This window comes from Xanthomonas cannabis (genome assembly GCF_040616535.1).
Classification (GTDB): Bacteria; Pseudomonadota; Gammaproteobacteria; order Xanthomonadales; family Xanthomonadaceae; genus Xanthomonas; species Xanthomonas cannabis.
In genome coordinates this window covers 4,256,175-4,278,556 of the sequence record NZ_CP136580.1, presented here as the reverse complement: position 1 = coordinate 4,278,556, position 22,382 = coordinate 4,256,175, and the positions used below count along the sequence as shown (strand labels likewise).

The following is a 22,382-nucleotide window of genomic DNA, read 5'->3' as shown; positions in this document are numbered from 1 at the left end:
GTGTGATCGCGCGAGGCAGAGACCGCGCAGGGCAGGTGCCGATGAGCGCTACTGTACCCAGCAATGCGGCCGCGTGGCGCATGCCCGTGCATCGTGCGCGCGTGGTTTGCCGCGCGGGCAGGCATGCGGCTGGCACGGCCCCGTCTTGCCCGCTGCCCGCGCTGGTGGCTGACGGGCGCCCATATCGGCATGACCGACCCTCGCCGAGGACGCGCTTAGTCCGGCAACAGCTCCAGCCCTCGGATGCGGCGGATGCCCAGCCCCGGCGAATCGTCGATGTGGATCTGCGCGTGGTCGAACCGGACGCCGCCATCGGTGGGGTCGAACTGGCCAAGTGCCGGCGCGTCCAGGTCGGCCAGGGTGATGCTGTGGGCCTTGGCCACGGCCAGATGCACGGCGGCGGCCACGCTGACACTGGATTCGATCATGCAGCCGATCATGCACGGCACGTCGTACACGGCCGCGATATCGGCGATGCGCATCGCGTTGGACAGGCCGCCGGTCTTCATCAGTTTGATGTTGACGATATCGGCGGCGCGGCGCTGGATCAGGTCGATCACCTGCGATGGCGAGAACACGCTTTCGTCGGCCATCACCGGGGTGTCGATGCGCGCGGTGACGAACGCGAGCCCGTCGACGTCGGCTGCCTTGACCGGCTGTTCGAGCAGCTCCAGCGCGATGCCGGCGTCTTCCAACGTCCGCATGCTGCGCACCGCCTGCTTGGGCGTCCACCCCTGGTTGGCATCCAGGCGCAAGGTCGCGCGGCCATCGACGGCCGCATGGATCGCCTTGATACGCTCGACATCCGAGGCGCTGTCCTTGCCGACCTTGATCTTCAGCGCCCGGTAGCCACGTGCAAGCGCCTGCTGCGCCTGCGCGACCATGATGTCGATGGCATCGGCGCTGATGGTGAGGTCGGTGGTGATCTGTGGCGTGCCGCCACCCAGCAACTGGTAGAGCGGGGCGTCATAGGCCTGCGCCCACAGGTCGTACAGCGCGATCTCCACTGCAGCCTTGGCGCTGGTGTTGCGTTCCAGTGCGTGCTGCACCAGCCCGCACAGGCGATTCAAATCGGCCACGTCCTGGCCGATCAGGCGCGGGGCGATGCACTGCCGGATCGCGGCGACGATGCTGCCGTGGGTTTCGCCGGTGATCGCCGCAGTGGCCGGAGCGGAACCGTGGCCGATGTGGCCGCTATCGGTCTGCAGCACCACCACCACGTCCTCGATTGCGTGCACGGTGCGCAGCGCGGTCTTGAACGGGGTGTGCAGCGGCACGCGCAGCATGCCGAGGGTGAAGCCGGTGATCTTCATGGGGAATCGATCGGTGCGATGCGCTGGATGCGGGTGATGTGGTCGATGAAGGCGGTGCCGTCGGTGGCCAGCAGGGGCAGCAGCGGCGTCACCGACACGCCATTTAGGCGCGCGCGCTGCACGCTGCCATCGGCTGCGCGGTAGTTGGCACCGGCGACATCGTGAATCACCCAGGGCGCACCGTGTGCGTGCCCGATCACCATCATCACGTGGCCGGGAATATAGATCAGGTCGCCGATACGCAACTGCGCCAGCTGTTGCAGCCGCTGTTCCAGCGGTGCGTCGGCGGTGAACGCGACGCCGCGCAGGACGCGGCTGCGTGCCTGGTCGCCGGTGTTACGCGGCAGCGCAATGCCCACACTGCGATAGACATCCAGTACGAACCCGCTGCAATCGCGCGCGTGGTAATCGTTGCCCCAGCCGTAACGCTCGCCCAAGAATTTGAACGCTTGGCGCAGCAATGCCTCATCGGTGGCCGGCAATGGACCCATGCGCACATCGGCACCGCGTGGCACCAGCGCAGGGACCAACTGCAAGCGGCCATCGCTGCCACGCAGCGGCAGCTGCACCACATAGGCGGCCAGCGGTAGCTGCCCGTTGACCGGCTGCTGCGGTGGCCAGGTGCGCTGCAAGGGCAGGCTGGTGCCCATGTCCAGCCACAGGGCAGAGGCGGCCGGCAGCTCCGGCGTGTAGGCCGTCTGTACGCGTGCGCCGGTCACCATCAGGCGTGGGCGGCGCTGCGCGTACTGCAACACGTCCGCGCGCGGGCCTTCGGCAATCTGGTCGCTGGCGATCCATGCGGCGTAGTTGGACGCAAGCACGAACGCCCATGCGCCATCGGCACTGCTGTGCAGGACCGCGACCGGCGTGCCGGGGTAGAGCGCCGATTCCTGGAAGCGGTCGATGTCATGCTCGTCGGGGCCGCTGAACACGCGCAGCGCGCTGGGGAAGGTCCGTAGCGCGGCGCGCTTCACCACCAGCGCAAAGCGCGGCGCGACCTGGGCCGGGAGCGTGTCCAGTGCGAGCAGGCGGCGCAGCTCCGTCAACTGCGCTGGCTGGATCAGCTGCCCGTCTGCAGCGTAGAGCGTGCGTGTCGGTGGCGCCGACAGCGCCTCGATCTGCGCGCGCACCGTCGCGCCGGTCAGCAGCGCGGGCAGCTGCGCCAGATCGCGCATGGAGGCATCGTCGCGCAGCAAGCGTGTGGTGAACGCGTCGATCTGTGCAGCGTTCAGATGCGGCCGCTGCGCGTCGGGGCTGCGCTGGATCCAGTAGTCGGGCGTCAGCTGCGCATCGCTGACTGCAAACGGTGCGGCCGGCGGCGCCTGCACGCTGGCACGCGTGGTCGCTGCGCTGCAGGGCAGGGCAAGGGCGATCGACAGCAACGTCAGCAGGCAGCGCGGCAGGAACATGAAGAGCTCGGGATCAGGGCAGGCGTTGGCGAACTGCAAGGCACGTGACGCAAGCGGCAGCACGGCCGCACTGTGCGGTGGCGACCATGGCGCAGTGTACGCGGGGCGCCTGGCGCTGCGAACGCAGCGCAGGCGGATGCGGGCGCCGACCCCGCTGGCCGATATCCCGACGCAGTGCACGGCCACGCCATCAACGGCGATGCGGGTACGGCGCAATCGGCGCGTTGCAGCGTCGCCACGCGCAGGCCCGCGTTGCCGGCCACAGCGGCGACACTCGGCAGATAATGGCCGCGCCGGACGTAGCGCGGCCAACAGCGACGGCGCGGGCCGCGCGATTCCTCCAGGAGACAACGATGCTGTCCAGCTTCCCTCTACGCCCATCGGCCTGGCTGCGCGCAACCATCTGCGCGGTGGCGTTGTCGCTGGGTGCCTGCGCCCATGCGCCGCAGCGCAACGCCCTGGCCGAGTGGGTGCCGTCGCCGAACTTCGATGCCCGGCGCCCGATCCTGATCGTGCTGCACTTCACCGACCAGCACTCGGTCCGGCAGAGCCTGGGCACGCTGCGTGGGCGCAACAGCGGGGGGCGCGTGAGCGCGCATTACCTGATCGGCGAGGACGGGCGTCGCTACCAGCTGGTCAGCGACGCGCAACGCGCCTGGCATGGCGGCGCCGGCCGCTGGGGCACCATCACCGATATCAACTCGGCCTCGATCGGCATTGAGCTGGACAACGACGGCAGCGAACCGTTCGCACCGGCGCAGATCGACAGCCTGCTGGTCCTGCTGGAAGACCTGTGCACGCGCCTGCGGATTCCACGCACGCAGATCGTCGGCCATGAAGACGTGGCCCCGACACGCAAGAACGACCCCGGCCCACGCTTTCCCTGGAAGCGCCTGGCCGACGCCGGTTTTGGCCGCTGGCCGGCTGCCGATGCGCCACCCGCACCGGAAGGTTTCGATCCCTGGCAGGCGCTTGCCCTGCTCGGCTACAGCCTCGACGACCCTGCCGCCACCCTGCAGGCCTTCCACCATCACTATCGCGGCAACAGTGCCAGCACGCTGGATGCCGAGGATCTGCGGATCCTGCATGCGTTGACCGGGCCACTGCGGCCCTCGCCGTTACCCGGTAATGTGGCATCAGGCGAGGGCGAGAGCCCATAGCGCCACGACGGCAAGAGTGTCTGGCCCGGTAGAGGAGCAGCCATGCATCACATCCACCACAACCAGCGTGCAGCTGGCCTGCCGCGCTCCAGTGCCCGCGCCGGAGTGGTGCTTCTGGCCATGCTGCTGTCGGGTGTGGGCGCGGCACAGCCGCACGTCTCACCCGCAACGACCGCTGCACAAGCCGGGTTGATCGATGTGCAGCGCCTTGCGCCCAACCTCGCAGTGGACCTGCGCTACGCGGGCAGCAACAACTTTACCGGGCGCGTGGTGCCTGGATATCTTGCGCCGCGGTGCTATCTGCTGCGTCCGGCTGCCGAAGCGCTCGCGCGGGTGGCGCAGCGGCTCGAATCCGATGGCTACCGCTTGCAGGTGTTCGACTGTTACCGGCCGGTGCGGGCCGTGCAGGCGTTCGTGGCCTGGGCGGCGGACCTGGGCGATCAATCGACCAAGGCCCAGTATTACCCGCGCGTGGACAAGCGCGCGCTGTTGGGCGACTACATCGCCGAGACGTCAGGGCATAGCCGTGGCGCGACGCTGGATCTTGGACTGCTGGACTGCCGGCACGGCGCCTGTGCGGCGGTGGACATGGGCACCGCGTTCGATTTTTTCGATACGCGGGCACACACCGATGCGCCCGAGATCACCGACGCGCAGCGTGCCCAGCGCAGGCGCCTACTGCGCGCCATGGCGGCCGAGGGATTCACCAATTATCCGATGGAGTGGTGGCACTTCACCTTCCGGCCGGAGCCCACGCCGGACACCGCCTACGATGTGCCGGTGGAGTGATCGCGGCGGCCTTCCTGCTCGCATTGCAGTGCGCGCGCGCCCGATGCCTGCACCTGCCCGAACGCTCGTACACTTGCGCTCCCGTGTCGTGATTGCCGATCTGGCGCATCCGATCCGGCCTGCCCGCTGCCGAGGAACCCCTCATGTCCGATCCGGAACGCTTTGTGGATGTCGCCTGCCCGTACTGCGGGGAGTGGATCACGCTGACACTGGACCTGAGCGGCGGTGATCAGCAGTACATCGAGGATTGCCAGGTGTGCTGCAAGCCGATCTCGGTCAACGTGGGCTGGGATGAAGAGGGCGAGGCGCAGGTGACTGCGCGCGGGCAGGACGATTAGGGCGCACCTCACGGCCTCCAGTTGATTGCATGCGCATGGTGCAGCGCTCGTTCCCCGGCGTGAGCGTCGTCGTGCGGCGGTGCGCGCGGCCAGTGCGCCTGGCCCATTCGCGCCTTCGTGCGTCGATCTGGATTGCAGCCGGATCCATGGCCGTAGCGGCTAGACTGGCACGCCAGCTGCCCGGATCAACACGATGAATCTGCCCCTGCACTTCGGCCTGCTCGGTTCGCTGGAGGCCGGCCTGATTGCGCTGGTGCTTGGTGTCCTGATCTTCGCCATCATCGAACATGTCGGGCGGCGTCTGCATTTCACCCATGGCCACATCCTGGGGATTGCCTGTCTGTTGGCGGTGGCGATCGGCGCCGGTTACGACATCTGGCACCTGGTGTACACCAGCATCGTGCGACTGGAATCGCCGTTGTATGCACGTCTGGCACTGGCCAGGATCCATGACCCGAACGAACTGGGCTCGCGCGTCATCCTCGAGATTGCCGGCGCACTTGCAGGCGTGGTGGTGGGTTGGAAACTGTTCAGTTCCGGAAGCTGGGACGATGAGGCGCCCGGCGCACAGCCATAGCTGAAAAAAGGCGGCGTGGTTCGCATAAATTTCCATGTTGAATGCTCTGCTTCTGTTTGACTCACCCATGCCTAACACCCGGCTAGCGGCAACGTTGCAGGTTGTGGTTAAGAGGACGTTTTGCAGGAAATTGCGCCGGGTTGGGCGTTCATTTGCGATCGGTACGGTAGTGCCATGTGCGGCGACACCGCGCATTCCAACGCCCAAGGAGACCACCCAAATGAAGAATCGCAACCGCACCTCGCTGCTCGCTGCCACCGCCGCTCTTGCCGCCGCCCTGGCGCTGCCGGCCATGGCGCAGAGCACCTCGCAGGACGCCGCAGCGCAGGCGGGCAGTCCTGCTGCCCCGGCACAGTCGGGGAGCTCTGCGACCTCTGCCCAGGGCGGTGCCAGCTCCGGCGGCGGGCAGACCTGGGCCAGCGTGGATACCGACAGCGATGGCGCCATCAGCAAGCAGGAAGCGCAGGTCAACGCGGGGCTGGTCCAGATTTTCGACCAGGCCGACGGCGACACCGACGGCAAGCTGACGCCGGACGAATACAAGGCCTTTGTCGCCAAGCAGCAGAGCGGCGGCGCAACGGGGTCGCAAGGTAACTGATCGAGTGTGTTGAAAGCCGTCGCCGTCCGTAGCGCTCCGGATACGGCGCAGCGAAGGGCTTGGCGTCGCAACAGCGCGGGTCTGCACGCCAGGCACGCGTGACTGATCAGGATGGACACACGGGAGCGGCCTGCCAGGGCCGCTCCCGTTTTCTTTACGTGGCGCGCGTTACGGTGACGCCAGTCGTTTCTGGTCCTGTCTTCATGCTGCAAACGCGTCTCAGCTTGTTCGCCGTCCTGTGCATTCCACTGCTCGCGTCTGCCGCGCCACCGGAGTTGCCGCCCGCCACCCAGCAGACGGCAGCACCGTTCACCGGCGGCACCAACGCTGCGGGCATGGCGCCCTTGCCCATCGAGCCGCCGCCACCTGCCACGACCCCGTTGTTGCCCGCCGACCCGTCCGGGCCGTCTCGCGGCAAGGGGGGCGCTGCGCCGTCGGGGGCGCCCACCGCCGGCACGTTGGCGCCGCGCAGCTTCGACAGCCTGGACAGCGATGCCGACGGCTCGCTGACGCCGGCCGAAGCCGGCGCCGACCCGATCCTGCGCGAGAACTTTGCCGGCTTCGACAGCAACGGCGATGGGCGCCTGTCGCGTGACGAATTTGCCAGCTATCAGCCCGGCCCCGGCGACGCGGCAGGCGACTGACTGCAGCTGCGCGTCAGCGCGCTGCTAGACTTGCGCAATGACTTCTCTTGCACAGCGCGACGGCCAGGCGATCCAACTGGTCGGCTTCGACGGCGACGATACCCTCTGGAAAAGCGAGGACTACTACCTCACCGCCGAAGCGGATTTCGAAGCGATCCTGGCCCGCTATCTCGACCTGGGCGACAGTCGCATGCAGCAGCATCTGCTGGCGGTGGAACGGCGCAACCTCAAGGTGTTCGGCTACGGTGCCAAGGGCATGACGCTGTCGATGATCGAGACCGCCATCGAACTCACCGACGCGCGCATCGATGCGCGCGACATCCAGCGCATCGTGGAGATCGGCCGCGCCACCTTGCAGCACCCGGTGGAGGTGATTGCCGGTGTGCGCGAGGCGGTTGGCGCCATTGCCGCCCACTGTGCGGTGGTGTTGATCACCAAGGGCGACCTGTTTCACCAGGAGCAGAAGATCGAGCAGTCCGGTCTGGCCGACCTGTTTCCGCGGGTCGAGGTGGTGTCCGAAAAGGACCCCAAGACCTACGCACGCGTGCTGGGCGAATTCGACCTGCCGGCGCAGCGCTTCGTGATGATCGGCAACTCGTTGCGCTCGGATGTGGAGCCGGTGCTGGCGATCGGCGGCTGGGGGATTTACACACCGTACGCGGTGACCTGGGCGCATGAGCAGGAGCACGGTGTCGCTGCAGACGAGCCGCGCATGCGCGAGGTGCCCGATGCATCAGGCTGGCCGGCGGCGGTGCAGGCGCTGGATGCGGTGGCGCGGCAGCAGCTGCCAGGCTGAGGGCTGCAGCGGCTGCATCAGGCGGCCGAGGCAGGGCCGGCATGTCCACGCCGGTGGTCTTCATCGGCCACCGTCGCGCCGGCCTGGCAAGGTGCAACGTCGGCGGACCGGCCGCGCAAGAATGGCGCCTGGCCGGCGGCTCTGGCGCGAAGTGCCCATTGCTGATGTAGTGACGATTCGGGCGCCCGACGGCGCCCGGTAACAGGACGTTCCGGCCAGCACGCACGCATGGCCGACCTTGGAGGGAATGCCCATGAACATGTTGTCCGTGATCCGTCGTGCAGGGCTGGCCGTCGCGCTGGGTGCGCTGGCGGGCATCGCGCCGCTGGCGGCTGCCGAACTGGAAGAAGAAGTCATCAACCCCAGCGAGGTGATCTTTCGCAATGGCCAGCCGTATTACGACGATGCAGGCCAGCATGTCCGCCTGCACACGCGGCGGGTGGGCGATGACGTGGTGTATTTCCGCACGGTGCGCTTCGATCGCGAACAAGGCTATGTGGATGCGCAGGGGCAGAGCATTGCCACCCTGCAGTCGCGACCAAGGGCAAGTGACCGCGGCACTGCGTTCGTGGGCGACCGCGACGGGGGAAATGTCGGTGCCTACAGCGGCTACGGTTACGGCTCCGCACTGCGATTGGGTGCGTCGCGCAACCGCCCCTACGGCCAGATCTATTACGGCAACGGCCTGTATGGCCCGGATCCGTACAGCAGCCCGCACAACCGCGATGCACGCCAGCGTTATCTCGGGCCCGGCTATGTGGGCGCCTGCGATCTGAACGGCTGCCGCGAGGTGCACTACCTTGGCATCTACGACCTGCGCTGACCTGCTCTGCATGCCTGACACCGGCACGGGCATGCGGCATCATCGCGGCATGTCTGCCTTGCGCTACTTGCTGTTGCGATCGCTGCCGTTGCTGGCCGCGTTGCTGGTTCCGTCGCTGGCGCTTGCCCAGGCTGCCGCTGCGCCGGCAGCCGGCGGCGCGCAGGACGCGGCAGTGCCTGCGGTGATGCCCGGCACCGATGATGCGTGGGTGGACCAGCATCTGGCCGACATGGGCAGCTACGCGCAACGCTACCCGGACAGCTTCATCGACGAGGTGGCGCGTTACACCGGCACGCCGCGCGGTTACGTGCAGGCGCTGCTGCAGGTGCATGGCTGGCACGCGGGAGACATCTACTTCGCTTGCGTATGGGCGCAGACGGTGCAGCTGTCGTGTCGCGACAGCGTGCGGGCCTATAGCCGCGATCATCACGATGGGTGGCAAGGCGTGATCACGCGACTGGCGGTGGCGCCGGACAATGCCCACATGCGCGCGTTGCGGCACGCCATCGTTGCCAGCTACGACCGGTGGGAGCGGCCGATCACCCTGGACGCGCTATTGCGTCGCCAGCTCGGCGACCATGCGCAGCGGCTGGAGGCCGCACGTCAGGCCAGCGAAGCGGCCGAGGCGGCGGCGCAGGCCGGGTTGTAACGCCGGCGGCGCGCACCTCGCGCAGGGCTGTCTGCATGCCAACGCGCGCACGCGATGCTGCCATGCAGCTGGTCGCCGCAGGGCACGGTCGGCGAGAATGCGACCAACGCCGGCGTTGGCCGGCCTCTGCCAAGACCAGCCCATGCGCGATACCGTGTTTGTCTCTCCCGATCACATCCGCAGCCTGTTCGCCCAGGCGATGTCGGACATGTATCGCGCCGAGGTGCCGTTATACGGCGACCTGATGACGCTGGTGGCGCAGGTCAACGCGCAGACGTTGCAGGCCGATCCCGCGCTGGCAACGCGGCTGCAGCGCAACGACGAGCGGGCACGGCTGGATCTGGAGCGGCATGGCGCCATCCGGGTCGGCACGGCCGCAGAACTGGCCACCTTGCGTCGGCTGTTTGCGGTGATGGGTATGCACCCGGTGGGGTATTACGACCTGTCCGTGGCTGGCGTGCCGGTGCATTCCACCGCGTTCCGCCCGATCGACGATGCGGCGCTGTCGGCCAACCCGTTCCGTGTGTTCACCTCGCTGCTGCGCCTGGAGTTGATCGAGGATGCCGCGCTGCGCGCGCAGGCTGCGCAGATCCTGCAGCAACGGCAGATCTTTACCGCAGGTGCGCTGGAGCTGATCGACCACTGCGAACAGGTAGGCGGCCTGGACGCCGCACAGGCGCAGCAGTTCGTCGCCGAAGCGCTGGAGACCTTCCGCTGGCATGGCGATGCCACGGTGTCGCTGCCGACCTATCGCGCGCTGAGCGAGGCGCACAAGTTGATTGCCGATGTGGTGAGCTTCCATGGCCCGCACATCAACCATCTGACTCCGCGCACGCTGGATATCGATGCGGCGCAGGCGCAGATGCAGCGCGCCGGCATCGATGCGAAGGCGGTGATCGAAGGCCCGCCGCGTCGACGCGTGCCGATCCTGCTGCGCCAGACCAGTTTCAAGGCACTGGAAGAGCCGGTGCGGTTTGTCGGCGATGGCGGGCAGCCCGAACACGGCACGCATACCGCGCGCTTTGGCGAGATCGAGCAACGCGGGCTTGCGCTGACGCCCAAGGGTCGTGCGCTGTACGACGCGCTGCTGGCGCAGGCGCGCGATGCCGACGGTGCCGGCAGCACGGGCAGCGATTACGCCACCCGCCTGCAGACCGCGTTTGTGGCCTTTCCCGATGACGAGGCGCTGCTGCGCCAGGAAGGGCTGGGCTATTTCCGCTACACACTGACCGAGGCCGGCCGTGCCGATCCGGCGCAGGTGGCCGCGATGCCGGCAGAAACCGCGATCGCGCTGGGGCTGGTGAGTGCCGACTCGATCATCTACGAAGACTTCCTGCCGGTCAGCGCGGCCGGCATCTTCCAGTCCAACCTGGGTGGGGCCGAGCAGCGCGCCTATGCCGCGCATTCGAGCAAGCGCAGTTTCGAACAGGCCCTGGGCGCCCAGGTGCACGACGAGTTCGCGTTATACGCGCAGCTGGAGCGCGCCTCGCTGCAGGCCTTGGTGGCCTGAACCCGCGTACGTCGCCGCGCGGTGCGGCGGCGACTGGTGTGCTGCCTCGCCTCAGTGCGCCGACGACGCAGCCGGGCGCCGTGCCGCCGTGCGCTCTGCCCGGCGTGCACGCGCACGTGCGCGACGCGCCTTCCAGCGTTCGCTCAGGCACGAGAAGATCACATACAACGCCGGCGTGCTGAGCAGGGTCAGGCCTTGCGAGAACACCAGCCCGCCGATCATCGCGATGCCGAGCGGGCGGCGCAGCTCCGAGCCTTCGCCCAGGCCCACTGCCAGCGGCACCGCGGCCAGGATCGCCACCATGGTGGTCATCATGATGGGGCGGAAGCGCACGATCGAGGCTTCGCGTGCGGCCGCGCGTGCATCCATGCCGTGCACGCGCTGCGCCACCAGCGCAAAGTCGATCATCATGATGGCGTTCTTCTTGACGATGCCGATCAGCAGCACCAACGCGATCATCGAGATCACCGACAGCTCGGTGTTGCTCAGGAACAACGCCAGCAGCGCGCCGACGCCGGCGGCCGGCAACGTGGACAGGATGGTCACCGGGTGGATCAGGCTCTCGTAGAGCATGCCCAGCACGATGTAGACGGTGAGCACCGCAGCCAGCAGCAGCACGCCCATCGAATTGGGGCTCAGCTGCACATTGAAGCCGCCGCCATCGCTGATGCGGATGCCGTCCGGCAGACGCAAGCCTTCCACGGTGTTCTTGATGATCAGGTCCGCCTCGCCGGTGCTCACGCCCGGTGCGAGGTTGTAGCTCAGGTCCATCGTGGTGTACTGGTTGTCGTGGGTGATCTGCGGCGGCGCCAGCCCGGGCAGCTGGGTGGCGACCGCGGTGATCGGCACCATCTGACCGGCACGGTTGGGCACGAAGACCTGATCCAGCGCCTTGGGCGTGGCGGTCTGCGAGGGCAGTGCGTTGACCACCACGCTGTACTGGTTGAGATCGGAATAGATGGTGGAAATGGAGCGCTGGCCGAACGCGCCGTACAGGGCGCCGTCGATGGCGCCCACCGAGATGCCCAGGCGTGCTGCCCTGGCGCGGTCGATCACGATGTTCTGGCGCAGGCCCGAGGTGTCCACGTCGGTGCCCACATCGCGCAGACGCGGGTTCTTCTTCAGCGCGGCCTGCACCTTGGGCAGCCATTCCTGCAGCTGCGCCAGGTCGTTGCCCTGCAGCGACACCTTGTACTGCGCGCCCTGGCTGGTGCCACCGCCACCGTCGCTGGGCAGGTCCTGGATCGCGCGCAGGCGCAGGTCCAGGTCCGGGTAACGGTCGGCCTTGGCGCTCAGGCGCGCGACCACCTGTGCGGTGGTATCGCGGCGGCCCTCGTCGCGCTTTTTCAGCTCGATATTGAACGATGCGCTGGAGCCCTGACGGCCGGAGCCCAGGCGCGCGCCGACGGTCTTGACGGCCGGGTCGGCCATCAGCATGTCGGTGATGCGGCGCTGGCGGCTGACCATGTCGGCAAACGACACCGTGGCGCTGGAATTGGCGCGCCCCCAGATCAGGCCGGTGTCCTGCGGCGGGAACGACCCCTTCTTGACCGCGCCACCCAGGAAAATGGTGGCGGCGATCAGCAGCAGCGGCGTCAGCGACAGCAGCAAGGCATGCCGCAGCGAGAAATCCAGTGCCACCGTGTACACCGCAAGCATGCGCGCGTGCATGCGGTCCAGCCAGGCGCCGAAACGCCCGGGTTTTTCCGGCTCGGTATGCGCGGACAGGAAGCGGCTGCACAGCGCCGGCGTCAGGGTCAGCGACACCAGCATCGACACCACGATCGCCGCCACCAGGGTCACGGTGAACTCGCGGAAGAACGCGCCGATCATGCCGCTGGCAAACAGCATCGGGATGAACACCGCCACCAGCGAGGCGGTGATCGAGACGATGGTGAAACCGATCTCGCGCGCACCGGCCAGTGCCGCGTCCAGGCGCGGCATGCCTTCATCGAGATGACGCATGATGTTCTCGATCACCACGATCGCATCGTCGACCACGAACCCAATGGCGATCACCAGCGCCAGCAGGCTGAGGTTGTTCAAGGTGAAGCCGAGCACGTACATCACCAGTGCCGAACCGGCCAGCGACAACGGCACGGTCACCGCGGCAATCAAGGTCGGCGCCAGCCGGCGCAGGAACAGCGCCATGGTCAGCACCACCATCGCCAGGCTGATCATCAGCGTGGCCTGCACCTCGTGCAACGACGCGCGAATGGTGGGCGTGCGGTCGAAGTAGGGCGTGAGCCGGGTGCCGGGTTGCAGGTAGTTGCGCAGCTCGGGAATCTGCGCTTTGACCTGGTCCACGGTTTCGACGATGTTGGCCCCGGCGCGGGTGAAGGCGTACATCACCACCGCCGGCTTGCCGTCGAACCAGGCCGCCTGATACGCATCCTGCTGGCCGTCGTAGACGGTGGCCACATCGCCCAGCCGCACGATGCGTCCGTTGGACTGGGTGGAGATCGCCAGCTGCGCAAAGTCGGCTGCCTTGGCCACCGCATCGTTGGCGATGATGGCCATGGTGGTGTTGCCATCGGACAGGAACCCGGTGGGCGAGGTTACGTTGGCCGCGCGCACCGCGTTGCGCAGATCGTCCGGGGTCAGGCCAAGTGCGTTGAGCGCACGCAGGTCCACGTCCACGCGTACCGCAGGGGTGGAGGCGCCGGCGATGTCGACCGAGCTGATGCCGGTGATCTGGCGCAGCCGCTGCGCCAGCAACGAGTCGGCCACGTTGTACAGCTCATCGGCCGACTGTGTGTCCGAGGTGAGCGCAATGGCGATGACCGGGTCGTCGTTCGGATTGGCCTTGGAGTACATCGGCGTGCCAAGCCCGGACGGCAGATCCGATTGCGCCGCATTGATGGCTGTCTGCACGTCCTGCGCGGCCGAATCGATGTTGCGATTGCTCTGGAACACCATGAACACCATGCTGCTGCTCTCCGAACTGGAGGAGCGCATGCGGTCGATGCCGGGCAACTGGCCCAGGTGGCGTTCCAGCGGCGCGGTGACGGTGGAGGCCATGGTGCTGGCATCGGCACCGGACTGCGTGGCGTGCACGAAGATCACCGGAATCTGGATGTTCGGCAACGCCGCCACGCCCAGCCGCAGGTAGCACATCAATCCGATCACGAACAAACCGATCGCCAGCAGCGAGGTGCCGATCGGGCGCTTGATGAAGGGCGCGGAGATGTTCATGGGTGTGGTGCCGGGAATCGGGAATCGGGATTCGGGAATCGGTACAGGCAACAGCCAGCGCGGCCTCCACGCGTGCGTGTGGGCAGGCGATGCCGTGGGCAGGCACAGCGATCAGCGAAGACGTCAGCAGTCGTCATGCCGATCGTTCCGAGGTGGATGCCGGGGGTGCGCCGTCATGGCGCGCTGCACGGCGCGCGCGCCAGGCACGCATGCGCTCGCCGGCGCGTTCCATGTACAGGTAGATCACCGGGGTGGTGTACAGCGTGACCAGCTGCGAGAGCAGCAGGCCGCCGACGATGGCAATACCCAGCGGACGGCGCAGTTCCGAGCCGATGCCCGTGCCCAGCGCCAGCGGCAGCGCGCCCAGCATGGCGGCGGCGGTGGTCATCATGATCGGGCGGAAGCGCAGCAGGCAGGCGCGCCGGATCGCATCGTGCGCGTTGGCGCCTTCGCGGCGTGCGTCGATGGCGAAGTCGATCATCATGATGGCGTTCTTCTTGACGATGCCGATCAGCAGCACGATGCCGACGATACCGTCCACCGACAGGCTCAGCCCGCACATCATCAGGGCCAGCAACGCACCGACACCGGCCGGCGGCAGCGTGGAGATGATGGTGAGCGGGTGGATGTAGCTTTCGTACAGCACGCCCAGCACGATGTAGATCACCACGATCGACGCCAGCAGCAGCCACACGATGTCGGTCTGGCTGCCGGTGAATTCGGCCGCCTTGCCGACGAATTGCGCATGCACCTGGCTGGGGATCTCGAGAGTTTCGCGTGCCTTCTCGATTGCCGCCACCGCCTGCGACAGCGAATGCCCCGGCGCCAGGTTGAACGAAATGGTCACCGCCGGCAGCTGCTGCTGGTGGCTCACCACCAACGGCGTGTTGGTGACCTTGGCTTCGGCCAGCGCGGCCAGCGGAATGATGTTGCCGGCGCCGACCACGATGCCGGTGTTCTGCGCGCCCACGCCGGTGGCAGTGGACGAGTTGGACGAGGTCACCTGGCCGAAGCTGGTGGCATTGGTGCCGGTCAGCGCGCCGCTGCCATTGCTGGCCACCGCCAGCTGGTTCATCAACGCGGTGCTGCTGCGGAATTCCGGCGCCACTTCCAGCACCACCCGGTACTGATTGAGCTCGGTGAAGATGGTGGAGATCTGGCGCTGGCCGAACGCGTCGTACAAGGTATCGTCGATGGTCTGCATCGGCACGCCGAGCATGCTGGCCTTGTCGCGGTCGATGCTCAGTTCCAGTGCACGCCCCTGGTTGGCCAGGTTGTTGTCCACATCCGCCAGCTCGGGCAGCTTGCGCATCGCCTCGGTCATGCGCCCGGCCCAGGTGGCCAGTTCGGTACTGTCCACATCCGACATCGAATACTGGTATTCGGTGGCCGCCACGCGCGTGTCCAGGGTGACGTCCTGCACCGGCTTGAGGAACAGCGCCACGCCGGGGATGCGGGCCACCGCGTTCTGCAGGCGCGGCAGCACCTCATCCAGCCCATCGCGGTCGCCGCGTGTCTTCAGCACGATCGACAGCTGGCCCTGGTTGATGGTCGGATTCATGGTGCCGGCGCCGATGAAGGCGGCCACGCCGGTCACCGCCGGGTCCTTGCGCAGCGCTGCAGCCACCGCCTGGGTGCGCTGCTCCATCTGCGGGAACGCCACGTTCTGGTCGGCCTGCACCACGCCGGTGATCAGGCCGGTGTCCTGCTCGGGCAGCAAGCCCTTGGGGATCGCCACATACAGCACCACCGTCAGTGCCACCGCGCCGATCGCCACCGCCAGGGTCAGCGGCTGATGCGCCAGCACCCAGTCCAGGCTGCGCTCGTAGGTACCGACGGTGCGCGTCCACAGGTTGGTCTTGCCGGCGGCTGCGGCGCGCTCGTGCGCGTCTTCGCCTTCGGGCAGCGCATCGGGCTTGAGCAGGTAGGCGCACATCATCGGCGTCAGCGTCAGCGACACCAGCATCGAGATCACCACCGCAATCGACAGCACCCACGCAAACTCGTGGAACAGCCGGCCGGTGACGCCGGGCATCAGCAGCAGCGGCAGGAACACCGCCACCAGTGACACGGTCAGCGACAGCACGGTGAAGCCGATCTGCTTGGCACCGATCTCCGCCGCTTCCGGCCCGCTCTTGCCCTGCTCGATGTAGCGCACGATGTTTTCGATCATCACGATCGCATCGTCGACCACGAAACCGGTGGCCACCACCAGCGCCATCAGCGACAGGTTGTCCAGCGACATGCCCGCAAATGCCATCACCCCGAAGGTGCCGGCCAGCGACAACGGCACCGCCACCGACGGAATGATGGTGGCCCACAGCCGGCGCAGGAACACGAAGATCACCGCCACCACCAGCGCGATGGTCAGCACCAGGGTGAACTTCACCTCGTGCACCGAGGCGCGGATGGTTTCGGTGCGGTCGGAGAACACTTCCAGATGCACGTCGGCCGGCAGCACCGACTGCAGCTGCGGCAGGATGCTGCGGATCTGCTCCACCGTCTGCACGATGTTGGCGCCGGGCTGGCGGCGGATTTCCAGCAGCACAGCCGGCTTGCCATCGGCCCAGGCGGCGAGCTGGTCGTTCTCCACCCCGTCGACCACCTTGGCCACATCGGCCAGCCGCACCGGGCGACCGTTGGCGAAGCTGATGATGGTGTCGCGGTATTGCGCGGCATCCACCAGCTGGTCGTTGGTGCCGATGCTGTAGGACTGGGTCTTGCCGTTGAGCGAGCCTTTCGGCGCGCTGACGTTGGTCTGGGTCAGCGCGCTGCGCAGCGACTCCATGGTCAGGCCCATGTTCGACAGCTGCGCCGGGTTGACCTGGATGCGTACCGCAGGGCGCACGTTGCCGGCGATCGACACCAGGCCCACGCCCGGCACCTGCGACAGGCGCTGGGCCAGGATCGCATCGGCGTAGCGGTTGACCTCGCGCAGCGGCAGCGAATCGGAGGTGAGCTTGAGTGTGAGGATCGCCGCATCGGCCGGATTGACCCGGTTGTAGACCGGCTGGTACGGCAGCGACGAGGGCAGCGTGGCCTGGCGGATCGCGGCCTGCACGTCCTGCGAGGCGATGTCGATGTCGCGGTCCATCGAGAACTGCAGGATGATCGTGGACAACCCCGCCGACGAGTCGGAGGTCATCATCTGCAGGCCGGAGATCTGCCCGAACTGGCGCTCCAGCGGGGTGGTCACCAGCGAGGCCATGGTGGTGGCGTTGGCGCCGGGGTACTGGGTGGTCACGACCAGGCTGGGCGCGTCGATTTCCGGCAACGCCGAGACCGGCAACTGCCGGTAGCCCAGGATGCCCAGCAGCAGGACGCCCGCCATCAACAACGAGGTGGCGATCGGGCGGCGGATGAAGATGGTCGAAAAGCCCACGGGGGGTGTCCTTGCTGAAGACGTCAATCGATGCCGGCGCACACGGCGCCGACGCGCACTGGCGACGGGGCAGGCCCGTCGCCAGCGGTCAGGCCGGCATCAACGCGGGCCGCCGCCGCGACGGCCACCGCCGCCGCCGCGCTCCTGCTTGTTCTGGGCGGCCTTGAGCTCGGCTTCGGTGGGCTCCGGCGGGGTTTCGCCCGGCTTGAGCGCACTGACCTTGCTGCCTGGCTTGAGCCGGAACTGGCCTTCGGTCACCACCCGCTCGCCGGGCTTGAGCCCCTTGGTGAGCTGCACATGGCTGTCGTCCACTTCCACGCCCTGCACCACGGTACGCATCTGTGCGGTGTTGTCGTTGCCCACCACGTAGACGTAATCGCCATCCGGGCCGCGCTGCACTGCCTGGGTCGGGACCACGGTGCCGCCGGAGATGGTGCGCAGCTGCAACCGCACGTTGACGAACTGGCCCGGCCATAGCGCGTTGTCGGTGTTGTCGAAGATCGCGCGCGCACCGAAGGTGCCGCTGTCAGCAGCGATGCGGTTGTCGATCACATCCAGCTTGCCGTCGCCGCTGATCACATGCGCATCGCCACGGTCCAGCGCCGCCACGCCCAGCGGTGCCGCCGCCTGGCCGCTGCGCACGGCCTGCAGCTCGCGCTCGGGCAGGTTGAAGGACACGTAGATCGGGCGGATCTGGGTCAGCGTCACGATGGTGGAGCTGGTGCTGACGATATTGCCCACGTCCACGCCACGGATGCCGGCGATGCCGTCGATCGGCGCGGTGACGCGGGTGAACTGCAATTGCACCTGCGCCGAGCGCATCTGTGCATCGTTGGCGGCCACGGCGGCCTCGTACTGCGCCACCTGGTTGCGCTGGGTGTCCAGATCGGTGCGCGAGACATATTGCTTGTAGGCCGGGTCGTTGGAGCGCTGGTAATTCACCCGCGAGGTCGCCAGCAGCGCCTGGTTCTGGCGCTTGGCCGCCAGCGCCTGGTCGTAGCTGGCCTGCAGCGTGCGCGGGTCGATCTGCGCCAGCACCTCGCCCTTCTTCACTTCCTGGCCTTCCTTGAAATTCAGGCTCATCAGCTGGCCGCCCACCTGCGGGCTGACCGTGACCGTGTTGAGCGCGGTCACCGTGCCCAGCGCGCTGGCATACACCGGCACGTCCTGGGTGGTGGCGGCCACCACCGTCACCGGCACCGGGCCGCTGTTTTCGGTGCCGGTGCCGTCCGGCGCGCCTGCGCGCTTGCCCTGGTTGCCCCCACCCATCATCCGCATTGCGACGAACACCACGACAAGCACCGCTACAACCAGCAGTGTGATCTTCCAAAAACGCGACATGCGACAACTCCTGATGGCGGGCCGGGCGCGTGGTGCGACCGTGGGGCGGCTATGCGCAGCATATCGTTGCGTTTCACCAATTGAGCGTTACTGAAGTAACGGCTCGGCCGGCGAAACGACCGCAACGGTCATGGAGGCACTGCAGCGGCAACGCGCCACGGCCGCTGCGGTTGACCGCCGGGCTGAATCGGGCCCCACTGCAGCCCATCGGGCGCGCACCTGCACTACATTAAGCAACCACCTTGAGAGGATTGCCGATGCGCCACTCCCGCCTGCTGACCAGCGCGCTGCTGCTCGCCCTGCCCACGCTCGCCGCCGCGCAGACTGCGCAACGGCCCGAAGTTCAGGCCGCCGCCGCCCCGCTGCAGGCCAAGGTGGTGCAATGGCGCCGCGACTTCCACCAGCACCCGGAGCTGTCCAACCGCGAGGAGCGCACCGCCGCCACCGTGGCCGCGCAGCTGCGCAAGCTGGGCCTCAAGCCGCGCACCGGCATTGCCCATCACGGCGTGGTGGCCATCATCAAGGGTGGCAAGCCCGGCCCGAAGATCGCCCTGCGCGCGGACATGGACGCGTTGCCGGTGAAAGAGCAGACCGGGCTGGCATTTGCCTCCAAGGCCACCGCCGAGTACCGCGGCGAGCAGGTCGGGGTGATGCACGCCTGCGGCCACGACGCCCATACCGCCATCCTGCTCGGCGTGGCCGAGGCGCTGGTGGGCATGCGCGAGCAGCTGCCCGGCGAAGTGATGCTGATCTTCCAGCCCTCCGAAGAAGGCGCGCCCGGCAACGAGGAAGGCGGCGCCTCGCTGATGCTCAAGGAAGGCCTGTTCGCCGACTTCAAGCCGCAGGCGGTGTTCGGCCTGCATGTCTTCTCCAGCGTGCAGGCCGGCAAGATCGCGGTGCGCAGCGGCCCGCTGATGGCGGCCTCGGACCGGTTTGCGATCAAGATGATCGGCCGCCAGACGCATGGTTCGGCGCCCTGGAACGGCATCGACCCGATCGTGGCCAGCGCCGACATGATCGGCGCCGCGCAGACGGTGATCAGCCGCCGCGCCAACCTGTCCAAGCAGCCGGCGGTGCTCAGCTTCGGCGCGATCAAGGGTGGCATCCGCTACAACATCATCCCCGACGACGTGGACATGGTCGGCACCATCCGCACCTTCGACGAGGGCATGCGCCAGCAGATCTTTGCCGATCTCAAGAACGTGGCCGAACACACCGCCGCTGCCCATGGCGCCAAGGTCGAGGCGCAGGTGCCGGACCAGCCCGGCAACCCGGCCACCGTCAACGACCCCGCACTGACCGCCAGGATGCTGCCCAGCCTGCAGGCCGTGGTGGGCGCCGATAATGTGTACGAGCCGCCGTTGCAGATGGGCGCGGAAGATTTCTCGTTCTATGCCCAGCAGGTGCCGTCGATGTTCTTCTTCGTCGGCTCCACCGCCAAGGGCATCGACCCGGCCACCGCACCCAGCAACCATTCGCCGCAGTTCCTGCTGGATGAGTCCTCGCTGGATGTGGGCTTGCGTGCGCTGTTGCAGGTGTCGCTGGATTATCTGCGTCAGGGTGAGGCTGGCTGAATCGGGAATGGGGAATGGGGAATGGGGAATCGGATGCAGTTGCGCGATTCCCCACTCCATTGGCGATCAAGTAGAGCGATGGGCTGCGTGAAGAGGTCAGCTGCTCCTTTGTCGGCTCGGTGTTCCAGCGGCCGCCATACACCTCACGGCCAGCCCGTGCGGCCTAAAATGGCGGCATGAATACCCCAGAAGATTCCACCCTTGGTCGCGAGGTTGCCTACCCTAGCGGCTACGACCCGTCCTTGCTGTTTCCGATTCCGCGTGCGGCCGGGCGCGAGGCGATCGGGCTGACCGGCGCACTGCCGTTCATCGGCCGTGATCGCTGGCATGCCTATGAGTTGAGCTGGCTCGATGCGCAAGGCAAGCCGTGCGTGGCCACGGCCACCGTGCACGTGCCTTGCGACTCGCCATCGCTGATCGAATCCAAGTCGCTCAAGCTGTATCTCAACTCGCTCAATGCCACCCGCTTCAATAGCGCCGAAGCGGTACGCACACGCATCGCCACCGACCTGTCCACGCGCGTAGGTGCCGATGTATCGGTGGAGTTCGGTCTGCCGCCGATCGATGCGGTGGGCGAGGGTGAGTCGATCGATACGCTGGATGTCAGCATCGACGACTACGGCCCGCCCAATGCCGATTATCTGCGTGCGCACGCAGGCGCTGCGGTGGACGAAGTGCTGACCTCCGCGCTGCTCAAATCCAATTGCCCGGTCACCGGCCAGCCGGATTGGGCCAGCGTCACGCTGCGCTATCGCGGCGCGCCGATCGATCGCGAAGGCTTGCTGCGGTATCTGGTGAGTTTCCGCGACCACGCCGAGTTTCATGAGCAGTGCGTGGAGCGCATCTTCAATGACGTGCTGATCCGTTGCGCACCTGAGTGGCTGGTGGTGGAAGCGCGTTATACACGTCGCGGTGGGTTGGACATCAACCCCCTGCGCAGCTCGCCCAGCGTGCCAGCACCGCTGTCGATCTTCCGCGACCTGCGCCAGTAAGTCGCGCCTGCACAGGATCGCGCCGGCTTCACGGTGGCGCGATCCACGCTTAACAGCCGCCCGCGCACCCTGCAGCCATCGTGAGGCACGAGGGTTGCAGCAATGAGCGCCGATAAAAAAGCAGATTTTTCCAACGTCACCGCATCGGTCGACAGCACGGCCGAGGTAACGCCGGCAGCGGATTTTTCCAACGTGCGCACCAGCGTGCAAAGCACAGCGCAGCTGGTCGACGAGTCGGTCACCGTGCAGGCAGGCGACACGCTATCCAGCATCGCGAAACGTCACCTGGGTGATGGCGCATTGTGGCCGCGTATCTTCGAAGCCAACCGCGAAACGCTCAAGGACCCGGACAAGATCTTCCCGGGCCAGGTACTGCACTTGCCACCGAAGGCTTAAGCAGCTACCGCGTCATTCATGCATTCGATTTAGACAAGGCCAGTCATTCGCCACCACCCATTCGCTCTTTGGAGAACGATCCATGCGTAGCAAAGCCGTTTCCAGCTCCCTCGTGCTCGCCCTTGCCGGCGTGCTGGCCATGTCGGGCTGCCGTAAAGAAGCCAACGACGATTCCAACGTATCGAAGGATCCCACCTCCGGCGCTGCCACCGACGCCATGCCGGGCCCGGCCGCGACGCCGCCGGCCAGCGACCAGGCCGGGCAGAGCACCGCGACCGGCGCTGCAAGCACCGATGCCGCAACGGGCACCGGCGCGGCCGTCACCGTCTCCAGCGTTGCGGTAGGAACCAAGGCAGCCGCCGACAAGACAGTGACGCCATCTGCCAACATCGGCACCAAGGACACCATCATCGTCTCGGTCAAGACCGACGGCAGTGCGAGCAACGTGCCGGTATCGGCCAAGCTCACCTATCAGGATGGTCAGGTGGCGGGCGAACAGAACGCCACCTTGACCACGTCCGGGGCCGAGACCACCAATCTCAGCTTCAGCAAGCCCGATGGCTGGCCGGCCGGCACCTACACCGCGCAGGTGATGGTGGATGGCAAGCCTGCAGGCAATCCGCAGACCATCACCGTCAAGTAAGCGGCGCTGGTTGAGGCATCGGATGGTGTGCAGCGCTGTATTGCACACCTTCGTAGCAGACACCCGGTTCTGCAGGGCACCAGACAAGGCGCGACCGCAAGGTCGCGCCTTTTCCATGCACGTCGCATTCGTTACAGCTGCATCCATCCCATTGGCCACGTGACGGGATGAAGCGTCCGCCCGTGGTCGCTTTACCCGGGCGCGGCTCAGACGCGACAATGCCGTGCTGATCCAATGCCGCGTCCAGTGCGCT

At 67.1% G+C, this 22,382-nt stretch carries 19 protein-coding genes; 14 read left to right on the top strand and 5 right to left on the bottom strand.

The window, feature by feature from the left end:
- Nucleotides 1-215: 215 nt before the first annotated feature.
- Together RZV17_RS18100 and RZV17_RS18095 are read right to left on the bottom strand one after the other, a co-directional pair.
- Nucleotides 216-1,313, bottom strand: coding sequence for a dipeptide epimerase (locus tag RZV17_RS18100; RefSeq protein WP_355605463.1), 1,098 nt, complete (start codon nucleotides 1,311-1,313; stop codon nucleotides 216-218).
- The gene (locus RZV17_RS18095; RefSeq protein ID WP_355605460.1) at nucleotides 1,310-2,722 is read right to left on the bottom strand and encodes an SH3 domain-containing protein; all 1,413 of its coding nucleotides are present in this window, start codon (nucleotides 2,720-2,722) and stop codon (nucleotides 1,310-1,312) included. Before RZV17_RS18095 ends, RZV17_RS18100 begins: the two co-directional genes overlap by 4 nt.
- 353 nt (nucleotides 2,723-3,075) lie before the next feature.
- On the opposite strand from RZV17_RS18095, the gene RZV17_RS18090 reads away from it, so the two are divergent.
- From RZV17_RS18090 to RZV17_RS18045, 10 genes are all read left to right on the top strand, one after another.
- Entirely contained in the window at nucleotides 3,076-3,882 is an 807-nt protein-coding gene (locus tag RZV17_RS18090; protein WP_355605457.1) for an N-acetylmuramoyl-L-alanine amidase, read from the top strand.
- 120 nt (nucleotides 3,883-4,002) lie between these two features.
- On the top strand, nucleotides 4,003-4,671 hold the full coding sequence (locus tag RZV17_RS18085) for a M15 family metallopeptidase (protein WP_355609489.1): 669 nt from the start codon (nucleotides 4,003-4,005) through the stop codon (nucleotides 4,669-4,671).
- Between the two features lie 143 nt (nucleotides 4,672-4,814).
- The gene (locus RZV17_RS18080; protein ID WP_039405377.1) at nucleotides 4,815-5,009 is read left to right on the top strand and encodes a CPXCG motif-containing cysteine-rich protein; all 195 of its coding nucleotides are present in this window, start codon (nucleotides 4,815-4,817) and stop codon (nucleotides 5,007-5,009) included.
- A 193-nt stretch (nucleotides 5,010-5,202) separates the two neighbouring features.
- The gene (locus tag RZV17_RS18075; protein ID WP_355605454.1) at nucleotides 5,203-5,586 is read left to right on the top strand and encodes a hypothetical protein; all 384 of its coding nucleotides are present in this window, start codon (nucleotides 5,203-5,205) and stop codon (nucleotides 5,584-5,586) included.
- 220 nt (nucleotides 5,587-5,806) lie between these two features.
- Entirely contained in the window at nucleotides 5,807-6,184 is a 378-nt protein-coding gene (locus RZV17_RS18070) for an EF-hand domain-containing protein (RefSeq protein ID WP_184384755.1), read from the top strand.
- A gap of 236 nt (nucleotides 6,185-6,420) precedes the next feature.
- A complete protein-coding gene (locus RZV17_RS18065; protein ID WP_208413132.1) occupies nucleotides 6,421-6,828 on the top strand; it encodes an EF-hand domain-containing protein in 408 nt (135 codons plus the stop codon).
- 37 nt (nucleotides 6,829-6,865) lie between these two features.
- Nucleotides 6,866-7,624 (top strand): HAD family hydrolase, encoded by a 759-nt coding sequence (locus tag RZV17_RS18060; protein WP_355605450.1) that lies wholly within the window; start codon nucleotides 6,866-6,868, stop codon nucleotides 7,622-7,624.
- 253 nt (nucleotides 7,625-7,877) lie between these two features.
- On the top strand, nucleotides 7,878-8,447 hold the full coding sequence (locus RZV17_RS18055; protein WP_166749446.1) for a hypothetical protein: 570 nt from the start codon (nucleotides 7,878-7,880) through the stop codon (nucleotides 8,445-8,447).
- Nucleotides 8,448-8,478: 31 nt separating this feature from the next.
- The gene (locus RZV17_RS18050) at nucleotides 8,479-9,096 is read left to right on the top strand and encodes a hypothetical protein (protein ID WP_355609485.1); all 618 of its coding nucleotides are present in this window, start codon (nucleotides 8,479-8,481) and stop codon (nucleotides 9,094-9,096) included.
- A 142-nt stretch (nucleotides 9,097-9,238) separates the two neighbouring features.
- Complete coding sequence (locus RZV17_RS18045) at nucleotides 9,239-10,606, top strand: VOC family protein (protein WP_355605446.1); 1,368 nt, start codon at nucleotides 9,239-9,241, stop codon at nucleotides 10,604-10,606.
- 51 nt (nucleotides 10,607-10,657) lie between these two features.
- Here RZV17_RS18045 and RZV17_RS18040 read toward each other — a convergent pair whose 3' ends face one another.
- From RZV17_RS18040 to RZV17_RS18030, 3 genes are all read right to left on the bottom strand, one after another.
- Complete coding sequence (locus tag RZV17_RS18040) at nucleotides 10,658-13,801, bottom strand: efflux RND transporter permease subunit (RefSeq protein WP_355605443.1); 3,144 nt, start codon at nucleotides 13,799-13,801, stop codon at nucleotides 10,658-10,660.
- Between the two features lie 133 nt (nucleotides 13,802-13,934).
- Entirely contained in the window at nucleotides 13,935-17,183 is a 3,249-nt protein-coding gene (locus RZV17_RS18035; protein ID WP_355605440.1) for an efflux RND transporter permease subunit, read from the bottom strand.
- Between the two features lie 99 nt (nucleotides 17,184-17,282).
- Nucleotides 17,283-18,524, bottom strand: coding sequence for an efflux RND transporter periplasmic adaptor subunit (locus RZV17_RS18030; RefSeq protein WP_047694605.1), 1,242 nt, complete (start codon nucleotides 18,522-18,524; stop codon nucleotides 17,283-17,285).
- A 257-nt stretch (nucleotides 18,525-18,781) separates the two neighbouring features.
- On the opposite strand from RZV17_RS18030, the gene RZV17_RS18025 reads away from it, so the two are divergent.
- The 4 genes from RZV17_RS18025 to RZV17_RS18010 all read left to right on the top strand — a co-directional run bounded on the left by RZV17_RS18025 (nucleotide 18,782) and on the right by RZV17_RS18010 (nucleotide 22,129).
- Nucleotides 18,782-20,098, top strand: a complete 1,317-nt coding sequence (locus RZV17_RS18025; RefSeq protein WP_104581284.1) for a M20 family metallopeptidase — start codon at nucleotides 18,782-18,784, stop codon at nucleotides 20,096-20,098.
- A 176-nt stretch (nucleotides 20,099-20,274) separates the two neighbouring features.
- A complete protein-coding gene (gene queF / locus RZV17_RS18020; RefSeq protein WP_355605436.1) occupies nucleotides 20,275-21,090 on the top strand; it encodes an NADPH-dependent 7-cyano-7-deazaguanine reductase QueF in 816 nt (271 codons plus the stop codon).
- Nucleotides 21,091-21,192: 102 nt separating this feature from the next.
- Entirely contained in the window at nucleotides 21,193-21,486 is a 294-nt protein-coding gene (locus RZV17_RS18015; RefSeq protein WP_039564919.1) for a LysM peptidoglycan-binding domain-containing protein, read from the top strand.
- A gap of 82 nt (nucleotides 21,487-21,568) precedes the next feature.
- The gene (locus tag RZV17_RS18010; protein ID WP_355605433.1) at nucleotides 21,569-22,129 is read left to right on the top strand and encodes a hypothetical protein; all 561 of its coding nucleotides are present in this window, start codon (nucleotides 21,569-21,571) and stop codon (nucleotides 22,127-22,129) included.
- Nucleotides 22,130-22,382 lie beyond the last annotated feature (253 nt).